The sequence below is a fragment of the Streptomyces longispororuber genome (assembly GCF_014656095.1).
Taxonomy (GTDB): Bacteria; Actinomycetota; Actinomycetes; order Streptomycetales; family Streptomycetaceae; genus Streptomyces; species Streptomyces longispororuber.
In genome coordinates this window covers 1-15,067 of record NZ_BNBT01000102.1, presented here as the reverse complement: position 1 = coordinate 15,067, position 15,067 = coordinate 1, and the positions used below count along the sequence as shown (strand labels likewise).

At 72.0% G+C, this 15,067-nt stretch carries 10 protein-coding genes and 3 tRNA genes; 5 read left to right on the top strand and 8 right to left on the bottom strand.

All coding sequences use genetic code 11. The features are described 5' to 3' along the window. Positions 1–11: 11 nt before the first annotated feature. The 3 genes from IE330_RS26170 to IE330_RS26160 are packed head-to-tail and all read right to left on the bottom strand — an operon-like array spanning position 12 to position 3,411. A complete protein-coding gene (locus tag IE330_RS26170) occupies positions 12–1,337 on the bottom strand; it encodes a hypothetical protein (RefSeq protein WP_190138580.1) in 1,326 nt (441 codons plus the stop codon). Further along, positions 1,334–2,683 carry a hypothetical protein gene (locus tag IE330_RS26165; RefSeq protein WP_190138579.1) on the bottom strand — a complete coding sequence of 450 codons (1,350 nt, stop codon included), beginning with the start codon at positions 2,681–2,683 and terminating at the stop codon, positions 1,334–1,336. The genes IE330_RS26170 and IE330_RS26165 overlap by 4 nt, the downstream gene beginning before the upstream one ends. Continuing rightward, entirely contained in the window at positions 2,680–3,411 is a 732-nt protein-coding gene (locus tag IE330_RS26160; protein WP_190138578.1) for a hypothetical protein, read from the bottom strand. The genes IE330_RS26165 and IE330_RS26160 overlap by 4 nt, the downstream gene beginning before the upstream one ends. Positions 3,412–3,731: 320 nt before the next feature. Between IE330_RS26160 and IE330_RS26155 the strand changes: the two genes are divergently transcribed. Continuing rightward, positions 3,732–4,253 (top strand): class I SAM-dependent methyltransferase, encoded by a 522-nt coding sequence (locus IE330_RS26155; RefSeq protein WP_190138577.1) that lies wholly within the window; start codon positions 3,732–3,734, stop codon positions 4,251–4,253. A 441-nt stretch (positions 4,254–4,694) separates the two neighbouring features. On the opposite strand, the gene IE330_RS26150 is transcribed toward IE330_RS26155, so the two are convergent. From IE330_RS26150 to IE330_RS26140, 3 genes are all read right to left on the bottom strand, one after another. Then, positions 4,695–4,771, bottom strand: a tRNA-Ile gene (locus IE330_RS26150). A gap of 242 nt (positions 4,772–5,013) precedes the next feature. Beyond that, a tRNA-Asn gene (locus IE330_RS26145) sits at positions 5,014–5,086 on the bottom strand. Between the two features lie 5 nt (positions 5,087–5,091). Next, positions 5,092–5,164 (bottom strand) — tRNA-Asn (locus IE330_RS26140). Positions 5,165–5,332: 168 nt separating this feature from the next. Here IE330_RS26140 and IE330_RS26135 point away from each other — a divergent pair. From IE330_RS26135 to IE330_RS26120, 4 genes are all read left to right on the top strand, one after another. Continuing rightward, the gene (locus IE330_RS26135) at positions 5,333–5,635 is read left to right on the top strand and encodes a YtxH domain-containing protein (protein WP_190138576.1); all 303 of its coding nucleotides are present in this window, start codon (positions 5,333–5,335) and stop codon (positions 5,633–5,635) included. A gap of 221 nt (positions 5,636–5,856) precedes the next feature. Then, positions 5,857–7,284 (top strand): FGGY family carbohydrate kinase, encoded by a 1,428-nt coding sequence (locus IE330_RS26130; protein WP_190138575.1) that lies wholly within the window; start codon positions 5,857–5,859, stop codon positions 7,282–7,284. 317 nt (positions 7,285–7,601) lie between these two features. Beyond that, positions 7,602–9,335 carry an ABC transporter ATP-binding protein gene (locus IE330_RS26125; protein ID WP_190138574.1) on the top strand — a complete coding sequence of 578 codons (1,734 nt, stop codon included), beginning with the start codon at positions 7,602–7,604 and terminating at the stop codon, positions 9,333–9,335. Between the two features lie 23 nt (positions 9,336–9,358). Then, complete coding sequence (locus IE330_RS26120; RefSeq protein WP_190138573.1) at positions 9,359–11,257, top strand: ABC transporter ATP-binding protein; 1,899 nt, start codon at positions 9,359–9,361, stop codon at positions 11,255–11,257. Between the two features lie 82 nt (positions 11,258–11,339). Here the strand turns inward: IE330_RS26120 and IE330_RS39755 are convergent, their stop codons facing one another. Continuing rightward, a complete protein-coding gene (locus IE330_RS39755) occupies positions 11,340–12,551 on the bottom strand; it encodes an RNA polymerase sigma factor (RefSeq protein ID WP_373314729.1) in 1,212 nt (403 codons plus the stop codon). A 364-nt stretch (positions 12,552–12,915) separates the two neighbouring features. Then, the gene (gene dnaG / locus IE330_RS26110; RefSeq protein ID WP_190138572.1) at positions 12,916–14,811 is read right to left on the bottom strand and encodes a DNA primase; all 1,896 of its coding nucleotides are present in this window, start codon (positions 14,809–14,811) and stop codon (positions 12,916–12,918) included. Positions 14,812–15,067: the final 256 nt, after the last annotated feature.

Here is a 15,067-nt window from a genome sequence, read left to right as displayed (position 1 = left end):
GATCATGCTGGTCAAAGGCGTGCGAAGGCGCGGTGCGCCGCAGGCGGCAGGTGCTCCAGCCACCAGTCACGCCACCGCCGGGCGTGCAGCACATGGTGATGACCGGCCTGTCCCGCTCCGGCGCGGGCGAGACCGGCGAGGAAGTCCAGCGCGTACGCTGCCTCCTCGGCGCCCAGTGGCTCCCCGAACACGTGTGTCGCGGCCTGCGGCACCCCGGTTCCCTTCAGCGTCTTGGTCACGTGCAGGCTGAAGTGGGCTCGCTCACGCGCCCGAGCAACGTCCATGGAGGTCAGGCGGGCCGCACCGGCGCCGCTGTGCATGCGTCCCTCGGTACGCCGGTTGGCCGCCCCCACTGCCTTCCGCAGCGTCGCCGGGTCCGGGACCAGCCCGCTGAGCCCGTCGCCCAGAGTGGCGTGCAACCGGCCGACCGGCCGTACGGCGTCACTCAGCGTGCGCAGGTGCTCCACCAGCTCGCTCTCGCGCGCGAGGCGGATGCGGTACGCCTCCTCCAGAACCGAGGTGGTGCCGATGCTTCCGGCCGACCATGCCTCGGCGAGGGGCAGGAGCTGCCGGGCGTTGCCCTCGGTGAGCCGCTCGCCGTCCGCGCGCCGCGCGGTACCCCACTCGATGTCGTGCACGTCCGTGACGGCGTAGTGGTCCGTGGCCGCACCCCCCGCGACGGTCGCGGCCCACCCGTCGGCCGACGGCACACCGGGCAGGCGCGGGTCCTCACCAGGGGCGGAACCGGCCGCGTCATCGGCTCCGCCCAACGGCCGTACCAGCACACCGGCCAGCAGCGAAGCCGCCCGCGCCGGGCTCAGCAGGCGCGGAACCCTGTCGAGCACGGCTCCGCTCCGGGCCTCCGGGACGTCCGGCCGGTCACGTCTCAGCCGGGCGGCCATCGAGACCTCGTAACAGGCGGACAGCAACGCCGCACGCCGCTGCGCGACGCCCCCGTCGAGCCGCACCCGGTCCCAGGCCCACCCGTGCCGCACGCCGGTACCGAACCGCATCGGGGGCGGCTCCGCCACGTCGGTGGACGTGAGCACCAGGTCCTTGCCGTAGTACGAGGCGGTCCACCGGCCGCTGTCCGTACCGTCCGCCACCAGGGCGAGGCTGTTCCGCACCTTGCGCAGCCCGGCCTCGTGGTCCCGGCTGTCCTCCACGGTGGCTCGCAGCGCGCTGGTCACGACGGCCAGGGCAACCTCGTCCCCGGCCTCCTCGGCGCTCTCGGCGATCCGGCCGAGGACGTCCCCCGCGTCCGGGCAGCCTGCCGGGAACCCTGGCGCGGCGCGCGCAGGCCAGACGAACGCGGCCCTCACCGCCTCGTCCCTCACCGCCTCCTCCCGCGGCGGTGGAAGAGGGAGACGAACAGGCGACGCAGGCCGGGGAAGGCGCTCATGAGCAGCACCGTGGTGAGGCAGGTGACGCCCAGTGTCCGGTACAGGGACGCCACGTCCGCCTCCGGCAGTCCCTGCCAGATCGCCAGCCCGGTCGCCAGCGGAAGACCGATCGCGGCGAGGACGCCCAGGATGGCGTTGGTCGTCTCGGTCTCGGCCGCCTGGACCTGCCGGGCCAGCTCACCCAAGTCACCGGCCAGGCTCTGGAGCGCTTCGGGCATGCCGCAGCCGCGTTGGAAGTTCCGGACGATCGTCGCGCACGCGTCCTGACGTCCGAAGTCCGCCGCCCAATAGCTGCGCCGGAAGACGAGCAGGTCCCGCTCCAACTGCCCCACCTTGTGGTGCAGCGGCTCACTCTGCCCCATGCGGGCCACTTCCCGCCCGTACGCGTCGAGGACGAGCTGTTGGAGGCAGACCAGTGCCAACGCCTCGCTGTACAAGGTCGCCAGGTGAAAACTGCTGCCGTCGTAGAACTGGTAGTCCGGCGCTTGCTCCGTATTGGGGTCTGCGGCGGTTCCCACGATGACCAGTCCTAGGGAGCCCGCCACCCCACACATGGCGGACGGCAGCGGAAGCCGCAGCCTTCCCATCTCTTCGGCGGCTTCGGTCGGCGGCACGTATTCCGTCGCGTGGAGCATCTTCCAGAGCCATTGCTCGGCCGTGTCGAGCCCCGAGTCGTCATGTAGCCGCGGCAGTTCGTTCCGCGGGGTGACGAGCACACCGTGGACCATCTTCCGCTGCGTATCGGCGACACGGCAGCCGTGCGGCAATTGCCGGGACACCCAACGCCGCTGCTCACCCTGGCGATGGTGAGCGTCGATGTTGGCGCAGAACCGCAGCGCCTTGGGCAGGTCGGCCGGTGGGACCGCGGGGAGCGTCCCGTGCAGCAGCGCCACGCCGTTCGCTGCCGCGGGCGTCTCCATCTCCATGAGCGCGGCGTTCATGAAGCCGCCCAGCCTGACCAGCTCGACAGCACTGAGCCGGAATCCGGCAGGAGACACCACGTCCGGCCCGCACTCCCGGTGCCACCGCACATCAGGAGCCCACAGCAGGGAGACGAGCTGGGGGTTGGTGTACGAGGCGCGGCGGTCGGCACGCGACACGACCTCGTTCGGACGCCCCGCGCGCCAGCGGCGTTCGAGCGGCCCAGGGGTGTACGCGCCGTCCGGCGTCCGGTCGATGCGCACAGCCACGACCAGGACCGCCTCCCGCCGGAACAGCGCCTCCGGCTCGTCGGGACCGGGGCCGAAAGGGCTCGGGCGACCCGGGAGCGGGCCACTCACCGCAACACCTCCAGTGCCTCACGCAGGTGGTGCCGCCTCTCGTCGTGGTCGAGCCGGTGGCACGGCCGCACCACGGGCGGTGGGGACCCGGGGTCGATCAGCACCCGTGAGTAGGGCCGTTGCGGGAGCCCTCTGGCCACCAGGGTCATGGCACCGGCCAGGGCGTGCGCCCGATGGAAGGTGAACGCGTCCATGCCGTAATGCTGGTCGGCGGAGAGGACGTGGGTCCGCCTCCGGTCGACGACGGCCCTCTCCCCGTAGGTCGCGTCGAAACAGTGCTTGCCGCCGACGAGCCGATAACGCACCAGCGGAAGCCCCTTCCCCACCCTCTTCCCGTCCCCCTCCACACTCCTGCTTCCGGAGACACCGGAGCTATCGCAGACGGCAGTCACCTCGGTCAAGGTGTGGAACAACTCGCCGCGTAACACGAGCGAGGAAAATGACCACCGATGGTCATGCACATCGGCGTCCGCGCTGTCCGCACGCCACACGTGGAGAAACAGCCTGGTGGCCCCGTCACTGGTCCACGCGAGCGGCAACTTGACGAACCCATTGGGGTGGGTGATGGCCCGCGGCTCCCGTGGTGGTACGAGCCCTTCGGGAAAGCGCTGCTCCAAGGCGGCCAGCAGGGCGGCCCCGAACAGCTCGTTCGAGACGGCTGGAGGACCGAAGGCCAACCCCGTACCCAGGGGCCACGCGGCACCTGCACGTGCCGGCTCCTCTGCCATGCAGTGGTCTCCTCCACCCCAGTTCTTCTCTGCACTTCCGCCGCTCTTGCAGGCCTTGTAGCGAAGGTCCAGCGTAGCTTTGAGCGGGTGGGTGGCGTACCCCAAGTCGTCTGACTACAGGGGAAGTTGGCTGGAGAGCCTGCACGTCAAGGGGAGGCGGCTGTCGGGGTGGCGTACGGCCCCGGAAGCGCACGGCGTGCTTCCAGGCCCATCCCCGTACTCCATGCGCCACTTGTTGCGCCATCCCGGCCGCGCGAGGGCGGACGGATCGGTACGGTGGCCCACCCCATCGCCCCCCACCGTCCCCCGAGGAGCCCCACATGCCCCGCGTGCACCTCGCCCGGCGGGGCGTGCAGGTGACCGGCGTGGACCTGTCCCCCGCCCAGGTCGCGCGCGCCCGCGCCTGGTGGCGGGACGTTCCCGGGCTGGAGTTCGTGCATGCCGACGCCGTGGAGTACTTGTCCTGTACGCCGACGGTGTTCGACGCGGTCTACAGCGACTGGGGAGCCGTCTGGTTCACCGACCCCGACCGCCTCCTGCCCCTCATCGCCCGCCGCCTCGCACCGGGCGGCGTACTGGCCTTCGCCCACGCCGAACCGACCGGCGAGACATATGGGCCACAGCCCATGCGCGGCAAGTGGCTGGAGGGCCGCGAACGCGAACTGACGGTGCTGCGGTGGCAGTACGCCCCCGAGACCTGGACGGATCTGCTGAAGCGCCATGGCTTCACGGATGTCGCCGCCCGGGTTCTGCCTGCTCCTGCCGGGGGGTCGGTCGGGACTCTGTTGGTCCGCGCGTACACGCGCGTGCGGGGGTGGTCCCGCCGGGTAGTACACGGTTAGTGGCCGTGCCGCGTGGGCCCCGCGCGCGTGCGCGGCCCCGCAGCGTCAAGGTCACGTCTCGTGGCAGCCCGGAGCAGCACAGCCCCTACAGAGAAGAGCATGGGGCGGCGGCTCCGGCGCGGTGGCCGGGTGGTGGGCGTGAGCGTTGCCCGGGCGGTGTCCGCGACGAGAGGAAGGCTTGGGTCGCGTCGCTCGGCGGTCCCGGAAGGCCTCCCGCCGAGCCGCAGTCCCGGCGTGACGAGCCTCACCGTCTCGCTTCCGCCCGGACCAGCGCAGCGACCCGCGCAGCGCCCCCTTCGTATGACGGGGTGACGTTCCCCCGTCCGAGGTTCGGCGTGGGGGTTGGGCGGTCATGGTGTTTGCGCAAGGGAAAGCCCCTCGCCGTGCGAGGGGCCGGGTGCGGCTCGGGGCAGGTCACAACGTTTCTGCACCTGTGCCGCTTGGTGGGGCGGGTGGGACTCGAACCCACGGCCGACGGATTATGAGTCCGCTGCTCTAACCGGCTGAGCTACCGCCCCTAACGGCGCGTCGCGCACATTTGTGCGCGCCGTCTGCCGCAGCATAGCCGCTCATACGATCTCCTGCTCCGGCTGGTCGGCATCGCACGACCATGAGGACCCCGCCGCGGCCCGCCTGGTTCCACCAGGGGCGAAACGAGTTCGGGCGAGGGCGGGTTGAGCGAGGAGTCGCGGGGGCGGCTCCGGCACGCGCGAGGACCCCCGGGCGCCGTGGTGGTGCCTCAGGGGTCCTCGTCGTACAGCTCTCCCGACTGGACTCGAACCAGTAACCTGCCGGTTAACAGCCGGCTGCTCTGCCAATTGAGCTACAGGAGACCGAGCTCCCCCGACTGGACTCGAACCAGTAACCTGCCGGTTAACAGCCGGCTGCTCTGCCAATTGAGCTACAGGGGAATGACTCTTGGTGACAGAGCCACTGCAACAATGTCACCTACCTGGGGATTCCCGGGCGGCGTGCGCTCGCTGCGACACATACATTAGCGCAAGCAGGGGGGTGCTCCGCCAATCGGTATCCCCCGCGACCGACGTCGGGACAGTCGAGGCAAGGGAAGGGTGGCCGTCATGCGCTACCGGCTGACATTCGTGGCAGGACTCGCTCTGGGGTACGTGCTCGGTACGCGCGCCGGGCGCGAGCGCTACGAGCAGATGAAGAAGTCCTTCCGCGAGGTCTCCCAGAACCCCGCCGTGCGCAACACCGTCGAGTCCGCCACCCAGCAGGGCCGTGACGTGGCCGGGAAGGCGCTCCACACGGTCTCGGAGAAGGTGGGCGACCGCGTGCCCGACTCCGTGGCCGAGCGCGTGCGGTCGCTGCGCGAGCGCGGGCAGGGGGACGCCGCGGACGACTGGGGCACCAGCAACACCTAGCTGCGGCCGGCCCCCGGCCGCCGCTGCCGAAGCCGCCGCTGCCGAAGCCGCCGCTGCCGAAGCCGCCGCTGCCGAAGCCGCCACTGCCGCCGCTGCCGCCGTGGCGCACACCACCCCGGGCGGGACCTTCCGTCCGGGGCGGACGCGCGCCCGGCCCGCAGGGCCGCCCCCTGCCCGGACGCCCGTGCGAGGCACCGCCCCGGGTGCGGCAGAATCTTGGCATGGGGATAGTCGCGGGGTTGGACAGTTCGCCCGATTTCACACGCATCGTGGTCTGTGACACCGACACGGGGGCCGTACTCAGGCAGGGGTACGCCCCGCATCCGCTGGAGGGCCCCGACGGCGGGCGGCCCGCCGACGTCGACCCGCAGGCCTGGCTGCTCTCCCTCGGCGAGGCCGCCGGCGGCGGGCTGCTCGAAGGCGTGCAGGCCATCGGCGTGTGCGCGCAGGAGCACGCGCTCGTGCCGCTCGACGCGCAGGGCGCCACCGTGCGGCCCGCGCTCGTCGGCAACCACCCCCGCGCCCAGGTCGCCGCGGCCGACCTCGTCGACGCGCTCGGCGGGCGCCAGGCGTGGGCGCAGGCCGTGGGCTGCGTCCCGCAGGCCGCCCAGCCGGTGGCGAAGCTGCGCTGGCTCGCCAAGCACGAGCCGGAGGCCGCCCTGCGCACCACCCTGCTCATGCAGGCCCACGACTGGCTGGTGTGGCAGCTCCTGGGGCGGCCCGCCCGGCGCACCACCGATCGCGGCGGCGCCTCCGGCACCGGCTACTGGTCCGCGGCGACCGGCGCGTACCGGCCCGACCTGGTGGAGCTCGCCCTCGGGCACCAGGCGATGCTGCCGGAGGTCATCGGGCCCGCCGAGTCCGCCGGGACGACGCCGGAGGGGCTGGTGATCTCGGCGGGTACGGGCGCGACGATGGCGGCGGCGTTCGGGCTCGGCGTGATGCACGGCGACGTCGTCGTGTCGCTGGGCGCCTCCGGCTCCGTGGCGGCCGTCCACCACGAGGCCCTGGTCGACCCGTCCGGCACCATCACCGCGCTCGCCGACGCCACGGGCATGCACCTGCCCGTCGTCCACACCGCGAACGCGGTACGGGCGCTGCGCGGCACCGCCGAGATGCTGGGCGTACCGGACCTGGAAACCCTGTCCGACCTGGCGCTGAAGTCCACCCCCGGCGCCCACGGGCTGGTCCTGCTGCCCTATCTGGAGGGCGAGAGGACACCCAGCCTGCCGCACGCCGCGGGCACGCTGACCGGGCTGCGGCGCGAGTCGATGAAGCCCGAGCACCTGGCACGGGCCGCCTTCGAGGGCATGCTCTGCGGGCTCGGCGACGCCCTGGACGTGCTGCGCGGGCGGGGCGTCGAGGTGCGGCGGGTCTTCCTGCTCGGGCCGGCCGCGGACCTGCCTGCGGTGCGGGCGGTGGCGCCGATGCTCTTCGGCACCCAGGTCGTGGTCGTGCAGCCCGCGGACTACGCGGCGATCGGCGCGGCGCGGCAGGCCACCTGGGCCCTGACCGGGCAGCTCCCGCAGTGGCAGGGGCCGGTCGCCCAGGTCTTCGAGCCGGGTGAGGAGCTGCCGGTGGGGCAGGCGGTGCGGCAGCAGTACGTGACGGTGCGCGAGCAGGCGCATCCGGAAGCCTTCGCACCCTGAGCGGCGCCCCCGCGCCCTCGCGACCGCCGCCGCCAACCCCGCGGGGTCCCCATGCCCCACTCTCGCGGCCCCGCGCCCTCCCCTGCCCTCCGCACGCCCCGCGAACCCCGCACCCGCACGCCGGAGCGGGACATTCCGCCACGGTTCGCCACGGTGCGTGAGGGAGAGAAAACGTTCAGTGTGACCAGATCTTGGTCCGGAATAATTTTTGACCCGGTCATGGGTTAATCGCTTGCACGGGGCAGGGGTCGGTGGCGCAGGATGGTGGGCGGCTTTCGCCCGCCGCCCGACTCCCCGACCCCTGCCGAGAGAAGAGCGTGCTCATTCGACTCCTGCGGACCCATCTGGGCCCGTACAGAAGACCCATCGTCCTGCTGGTGCTCCTGCAGTTCCTCCAGACCTGCGCGTCCCTCTACCTGCCCACCCTGAACGCCGACATCATCGACGAGGGCGTCGTGAAGGGGGACACCGGTTACATCCTGACGTTCGGCGCCCTCATGCTGGGCGTCACCGTCGTCCAGATGGTGTGCAACATCGGGGCCGTGCTGTACGGCGCGCGGACCTCCGCCGCGCTCGGGCGCGACGTGCGGGCCGCCGTCTTCGACCGCGTGCAGTCGTTCTCCGCGCGCGAGGTGGGCCAGTTCGGGGCGCCGACCCTGATCACGCGGACCACCAACGACGTGCAGCAGGTGCAGACGCTCGTCCTGATGGCGTTCACGCTGATGGTGTCGGCGCCGATCATGTGCGTCGGCGGCATCGTCATGGCGCTCGGCCAGGACGTGCCGCTGTCGGGCGTGCTGCTCGCCGTCGTCCCGGTGCTCGGCGTCAGCGTCAGCCTGATCGTGCGCCGGCTGCGACCGCTGTTCCGCACGATGCAGGAGCGGCTCGACACGGTGAACCGGGTGCTGCGCGAGCAGATCACCGGCAACCGCGTCATCCGCGCCTTCGTACGCGACACGTACGAGAAGGAGCGCTTCCGCGGCGCCAACGCCGAGCTGACCGACGTCTCGGTCGGCACCGGCAAGCTGCTCGCTCTGATGTTCCCGATCGTCATGACCGTGGTGAACCTGTCGTCGATCGCCGTCGTCTGGTTCGGCGCGCACCGCATCGACGACGGCGCCATGGAGATCGGCTCGCTGACCGCGTTCCTCGCGTACCTGATGCAGATCGTCATGGCCGTGATGATGGCCACGTTCATGTTCATGATGATCCCCCGCGCGGAGGTGTGCGCCGAGCGCATCCAGGAGGTCCTGGACACCAGGGCGAGCGTCGTGCCGCCGGCCGCGCCGGTCACGGAGCTGCGCGGCCGCGGCCACCTGGAGCTGCGCGGCGCCGGGTTCCGCTACCCGGGTGCCGAGGAGCCGGTGCTCAAGGGCGTCGACCTGGTCGCGCGCCCCGGCGAGGTCACCGCCGTGATCGGCTCGACCGGCAGCGGCAAGTCGACGCTGCTCGGCCTCGTACCGCGCCTGATGGACGCCACCGAGGGCGAGGTGCGGGTCGACGGCGTCGCGGTGGACACCCTCGACCCGGCGCTGCTGGCCCGGACCGTGGGGCTCGTACCGCAGAAGCCGTACCTCTTCGCGGGCACCGTGGCGAGCAACCTGCGGTACGGCAATCCGGACGCCACGGACGAGGAGTTGTGGCACGCCCTGGAGGTCGCGCAGGCCAAGCAGTTCGTGGAGTCCCTGGAGCTGGGGCTCGACGCGCCCGTCGCGCAGGGCGGCACCAACGTGTCCGGCGGGCAGCGGCAGCGGCTCTCCATCGCCCGCACCCTGGTGCAGCGGCCGGAGATCTACCTCTTCGACGACTCGTTCTCCGCGCTCGACTACGCCACCGACGCCGCGCTGCGCTCCGCGCTCGCCGAGGAGACGCGCGAGGCGACCGTCGTGATCGTCGCCCAGCGCGTGTCGACGATCCGCGACGCCGACCGGATCGTCGTGCTCGACGAGGGCCGCGTCGTCGGCACCGGCCGCCACCACGAGCTGATGGCGGACAACGAGACGTACCGGGAGATCGTCCTCTCCCAGCTCACGGAAGCGGAGGCCGCGTAATGCCCCCTGGTATCGGCGGGCCCATGATGGGGCCCGACTCCCGGTCCATGGACTTCAAGGGCTCCGGCAAGCGGCTGCTCGCGCAGTTCCGGCCGGAGCGCGCCACGATGTACGGGATGCTCGCGGCGGTCGTGGGCAGCGTCGCCCTGTCCGTGCTCGGGCCGAAGATCCTGGGGCACGCCACCGACCTGGTCTTCGCGGGCATCGTCGGGCGCTCCATGCCCGAGGGCGAGACCAAGGGCGAGGCCCTGGAGCGGCTGCGCGAGAGCGGCGAGGGCGGCACGGCCGACATGCTCTCCGGGCTCGACTTCACCCCCGGCGACGGCATCGACTTCGGCGCGGTCGGCGAGGTGCTGCTGCTCGCCACGGCCGTGTTCGTGGTGGCGGGCCTGCTGATGGCCGTGGCCACGCGGCTGTCCAACCACGCCATCAACCGCACCGTGTACCGGCTGCGCGGCGACGTGCAGGCGAAGCTGTCCCGGCTGCCGCTGTCGTACTTCGACAAGCGGCAGCGCGGCGAGGTGCTCAGCCGGGCCACGAACGACCTCGACAACATCAACCAGACGCTCCAGCAGACGATGGGGCAGCTCATCAACTCGCTGCTGACGATCGTCGGCGTACTGGTGATGATGTTCTGGATCTCGCCGCTGCTCGCGCTGGTGGCGCTGGTGACCGTGCCGCTGTCGTTCGTGGTGGCGACCAAGGTCGGCAAGCGGTCGCAGCCGCAGTTCGTGCAGCAGTGGAAGTCCACGGGCGCGCTGAACGCGCACGTCGAGGAGATGTACACCGGGCACACCCTGGTGAAGGTCTTCGGCCGCCAGGAGGAGTCCGCGAAGGCGTTCGCCGCGCACAACGACGCGCTGTACGAGGCGTCGTACAAGGCGCAGTTCAACAGCGGCGTCATGCAGCCGCTGATGTTCTTCATGTCGAACCTGAACTACGTCCTGGTGGCCGTGGTCGGCGGCCTTCGGGTCGCCTCGGGGGCGCTGTCCATCGGTGACGTGCAGGCCTTCATCCAGTACTCGCGGCAGTTCTCGATGCCGCTGACGCAGGTCGCCTCGATGGCGAACCTGGTGCAGTCCGGCGTCGCCTCCGCCGAGCGCGTCTTCGAGCTGCTCGACGCCGAGGAGCAGGGGCCCGACCCCGTCCCCGGCGAGCGCCCCGCCGAGCTGCGCGGGCGCGTGGCCATGGAGCACGTCTCCTTCCGCTACGAGCCGGACAAGCCGCTGATCGAGGACCTGTCGCTGGTGGTGGAGCCGGGCCACACCGTCGCCATCGTCGGACCGACGGGCGCGGGCAAGACCACGCTGGTCAACCTGCTGATGCGGTTCTACGAGGTCACCGGCGGGCGCATCACGCTCGACGGGGTCGACGTGACGGCGATGTCCCGGGACGAGCTGCGCGGCGCCGTCGGCATGGTGCTCCAGGACACCTGGCTGTTCGGCGGCACGATCGCGGAGAACATCGCGTACGGGGCCGCCGGGGAGGTCACGCGGGAGCAGGTCGAGGAGGCGGCGCGGGCCGCGCACGCGGACCGGTTCATCCGCACCCTGCCCGACGGGTACGACACCGTCATCGACGACGAGGGCACGGGGGTCAGCGCGGGCGAGAAGCAGCTCGTCACCATCGCGCGGGCGTTCCTGTCCGACCCGGTGATCCTGGTCCTGGACGAGGCGACCAGCTCGGTGGACACGCGGACGGAAGTGCTGATCCAGAAGGCGATGGCACGGCTCGCGCACGGGCGGACGTCGTTCGTGATCGCGCACCGGCTCTCCACGATCCGGGACGCGGACACCATCCTGGTGATGGAGGACGGGGCCATCGTGGAGCAGGGGACGCATGACGCGCTGCTGGGTGCGGGGGGTGCCTACGCCCGGTTGTACAAGGCGCAGTTCGCGGAGGCCGTGGTGGAGGTGGACTGAGCGCCGTCGGGGGCCTGGGGTTCTTGCGTGTGCCGGTCGTGTGGGGCTGGTCGCGCAGTTCCCCGCGCCCCTTCGGGGCGCCTCAGTCCAGGTAGCCCCTGAGCTGGTCCGCGAAGGCGTGGTCCCGGAGCTTGTTGAGGGTCTTGGACTCTATCTGGCGGATGCGTTCGCGGGTCACGCCGAAGATGCGGCCGATCTCCTCCAAGGTGCGGGGCCTGCCGTCCGCGAGGCCGTAGCGGAGCTGGACGACCTTGCGCTCGCGCTCGCCGAGCGTGGAGAGCACCGCCTCCAGGTGCTCGCGCAGGAGCAGGAACGCCGCCGACTCCACGGGGCTCGCGGCGTCGCCGTCCTCGATGAGGTCGCCGAGCGCGACGTCGTCCTCCTCGCCCACGGGCGCGTGCAGCGACACGGGTTCCTGCGCCAGGCGCAGCACCTCGCTGACGCGCTCGTGCGGCAGGTCCAGGTGGGCGGCGACCTCCTCGGGCGTGGGTTCGTAGCCGCGCTCCTGGAGCATGCGGCGCTGGACGCGTACGACGCGGTTGATGAGCTCCACGACGTGCACCGGTACGCGGATCGTGCGGGCCTGGTCGGCGAGGGCGCGGGACATGGCCTGGCGGATCCACCAGGTCGCGTACGTGGAGAACTTGTAGCCGCGGGCGTAGTCGAACTTCTCGACGGCCCGGATCAGGCCCAGGTTCCCCTCCTGGACGAGGTCGAGCATAGTCAGGCCGCGCCCCACGTACCGCTTGGCGACGGAGACCACCAGGCGGAGGTTGGCCTCGATGAGGCGGCGCTTGGCCATGCGGCCCATGACGACCAGCTTGTCCAGGTCGAGGGCGAGCTGGGAGTCCAGGTCGGGGGTGCCGGCCAGCTTCTCCTCGGCGAAGAGCCCGGCCTCGACGGCGCGCGCGAGCTCGACCTCCTCGGCGGCGGTGAGCAGCGGGATGCGGCCGATCTCGCGGAGGTACTGGCGGAACAGGTCGGAGGACGGGCCGCCGGTCTCGGCGCGGCCGCGGGGGCCCGGCAGCTCGATCGTCTCGACGACGGTCCCGGCGGTGTCGGCCGGGTCGGCGGGGCCGGCGGGGTCCGCATGGTCAGCGGTGTCAGCGGCGTCGGCGAGGTCAACGGGGTCGGCGGGCCCGGGGGCTTCGGCGGGCTCGGGGTGCTCCGCCGGCTCCGCGTCCAGGGTCTCGGGCGACGCGGGTGCGCCGGTGGCCGCCGGGGGCGGCTGGGTGACGCGCTCGTCCGGCGACGGCGCCGGGTGCCGGGTCTGGGTGAGGGTCCGGGTCTGCACGGGGGCGACCTCCAGGATGATCGCTGCTGAGGCGTGTGGCAGCGGTACGACGGGACCGGCGTCGACGGCCTCGCCGCTGTCCGTCCCGAACGCGATGGGGGATCGCGGCGTCGGACTCGCATCCGCTGGCTGCGGTCCGGCCGCGCTCCGAGGACTCAGGCACCGGTCCCAGTGTGGAGTACGACACACGGCCGCCACGAGGGGCGTGCGGTGACTTTTTGAGTCCGGTCCGTAACCGGTCGGTTACCCCGCGCGGGGCGCCCCGGGCCCGCCCCCCTTTCCCGAAACCGAGGGGATCCGCCCCCGGCCCTCCCCGCTTTTCGCGCTGCGCGCCCGTCCTCGAACGCCGGACGGGCCGGGGTTCTCAGAGGGCCGCGGCCCCCCGCTCGCGGAGGGCGCGGCCGTACTGCTGGAGGACCCACAACTCGTTCTGCACCGCGGCCAGTTGCTCGGGGTCGCCGTGGCCGCCGCTGAGGCGGGTGAAGGTGCCCTGGACGTCGCGGATGCGGCGGTCCACCGCGCGCAGCCGGACGGTGACGAGCTGGTCGCCCGCGTACGCCTCGTCGACCGTACGCCGCATGATCGCCTCCACGGCCAGCTCCGTGACCATGGCGCGGACCGTGTCGTCGGGGGCGGCCTCGCGGACGCGGACCAGGTACTCCTGCGGGTCCTGGGCGCCGTACTCGGCGCCGCCCGCGTCCAGGATCGCCTGGCGCACGGCGGCGTAGGGCGCGGCCGTGAACTCGTCCACGCCGTACGCGTCGAAAGCCGGGGAGACCAGGTCCGGCCGCTGGAGGGCCAGCTTGAGGAGCTCGCGCTCGGTGGCGTAGACGGGGTTGCGCAGGTTGAGCGCGGGGCCGGAGGGGGCGGCGGGGCGCGCGGGCACCGGCTGGGGGCCGCGCTGCGGGGCCGGGCCCTTGCCGCCGCGGTCACGGGCCCAGCGGGCGAGCTGGGCGACGCGCTTGACGACGAACTGCGTGTCGAGGATGCCGAGCATGCCGGCGAGCTGCACGGCGACCTCGTGCTGGGCGCCGCTGTTCTTGATCCTGGCGACCACGGGCGCGGCCTCGTCCAGGGCGGCGGCGCGGCCCGCGGGGGTCTCCAGGTCGTAGCGGGCGACGATCTGGCGCAGCGCGAACTCGAAGAGGGGGGTACGGGGCTCCACCAGGTCGGCGACCGCCGCGTCGCCCTTGGCCAGGCGCAGGTCGCAGGGGTCCATCCCGTCGGGCGCGACGGCGATGTACGTCTCGGCGGCGAACTTCTGGTCGTCCTCGAAGGCGCGCAGCGCCGCCTTCTGGCCGGCCGCGTCGCCGTCGAAGGTGAAGATCACGCGGGCGGAGCCGTTGTCCATCAGGAGGCGGCGGAGGATTTTGATGTGCTCGCCGCCGAAGGCGGTGCCGCAGGTGGCGATGGCCGTGGGCACCCCGGCGAGGTGGCAGGCCATGACGTCGGTGTAGCCCTCGACGACGACGGCCCTGCTGGACTTGGCGATCTCCTTCTTGGCCAGGTCGATGCCGTACAGGACCTGGGACTTCTTGTAGATCGGGGTCTCGGGGGTGTTGAGGTACTTCGGGCCGTTGTCGTCGTCGCGGAGCTTGCGGGCGCCGAAGCCGACGACCTCGCCGCCGATGTCGCGGATCGGCCACATCAGGCGGCCGCGGAAGCGGTCGATGGGGCCGCGGCGGCCGTCCTGGGAGAGGCCGGAGAGGATCAGCTCCTTGTCGCTGAAGCCCTTGCCGCGCAGGAAGCGGGTGAGGTGGTCCCAGCCCGCGGGGCTGTAGCCGACGCCGAAGTGCGCGGCGGCGGCCTGGTCGAAGCCGCGCTCGGCGAGGAAGGCGCGGCCGATCTCCGCCTCGGGGGACTCGAGCTGGGCCGCGTAGAACTCGGCGGCGACCTTGTGGGCCTCGATCAGGCGGATGCGTTCGCCGCGCTGGTGGGTGGGGTTGTACCCGCCCTCCTCGTAGCGCAGGGTGATGCCCGCCTTGCCCGCGAGGCGCTCCACCGCCTCGGAGAAGGTGAGGTGGTCGACCTTCATCACGAACGTGATGGTGTCGCCGCCCTCCTGGCAGCCGAAGCAGTGGAAGAGGCCCTTGGCGGGGCTGACCTGGAACGACGGGGACTTCTCGTCGTGGAAGGGGCACAGGCCCTTGAGGTTGCCGCCGCCCGCGTTGCGGAGCTGGAGGTACTCGGACACCACGGCGTCGATCGGGACCGCGTCCCGAACCGCCTTCACATCCTCGTCATTGATCCGCCCTGCCACGCACAGATTCTATGGCCCGGCGTCGGCACCCTGTCCCTCGCGGGGCGCCCCGGACCCGCCCCTTTCCCGAAACCAGGGGCTGCCGCCCCTGGACCCCGCTTTTCGGCGCTCCGCGCCTCGTCCTCAAACGCCGGACGGGCTGGATTCTTCGCCCAGCCGAGATATTTCAGCCCGTCCGGCGTTTGAGGACGAGCGCGTCAGCGCGATACGGGGGTCCAGGGGGCGGAGCCCCCTGGTTACGGGAAAGGGGCGGGTC

Excerpts from the sequence above, each read along its gene's own strand:
- IE330_RS26160 (WP_190138578.1), bottom strand. The coding sequence starts at position 3,411 with ATGGCAGAGGAGCCGGCACGTGCAGGTGCCGCGTGGCCCCTGGGTACG.
- IE330_RS26155 (WP_190138577.1), top strand. The coding sequence starts at position 3,732 with ATGCCCCGCGTGCACCTCGCCCGGCGGGGCGTGCAGGTGACCGGCGTG.
- IE330_RS26135 (WP_190138576.1), top strand. The coding sequence starts at position 5,333 with ATGCGCTACCGGCTGACATTCGTGGCAGGACTCGCTCTGGGGTACGTG.
- IE330_RS26130 (WP_190138575.1), top strand. The coding sequence starts at position 5,857 with ATGGGGATAGTCGCGGGGTTGGACAGTTCGCCCGATTTCACACGCATC.
- IE330_RS26120 (WP_190138573.1), top strand. The coding sequence starts at position 9,359 with ATGATGGGGCCCGACTCCCGGTCCATGGACTTCAAGGGCTCCGGCAAG.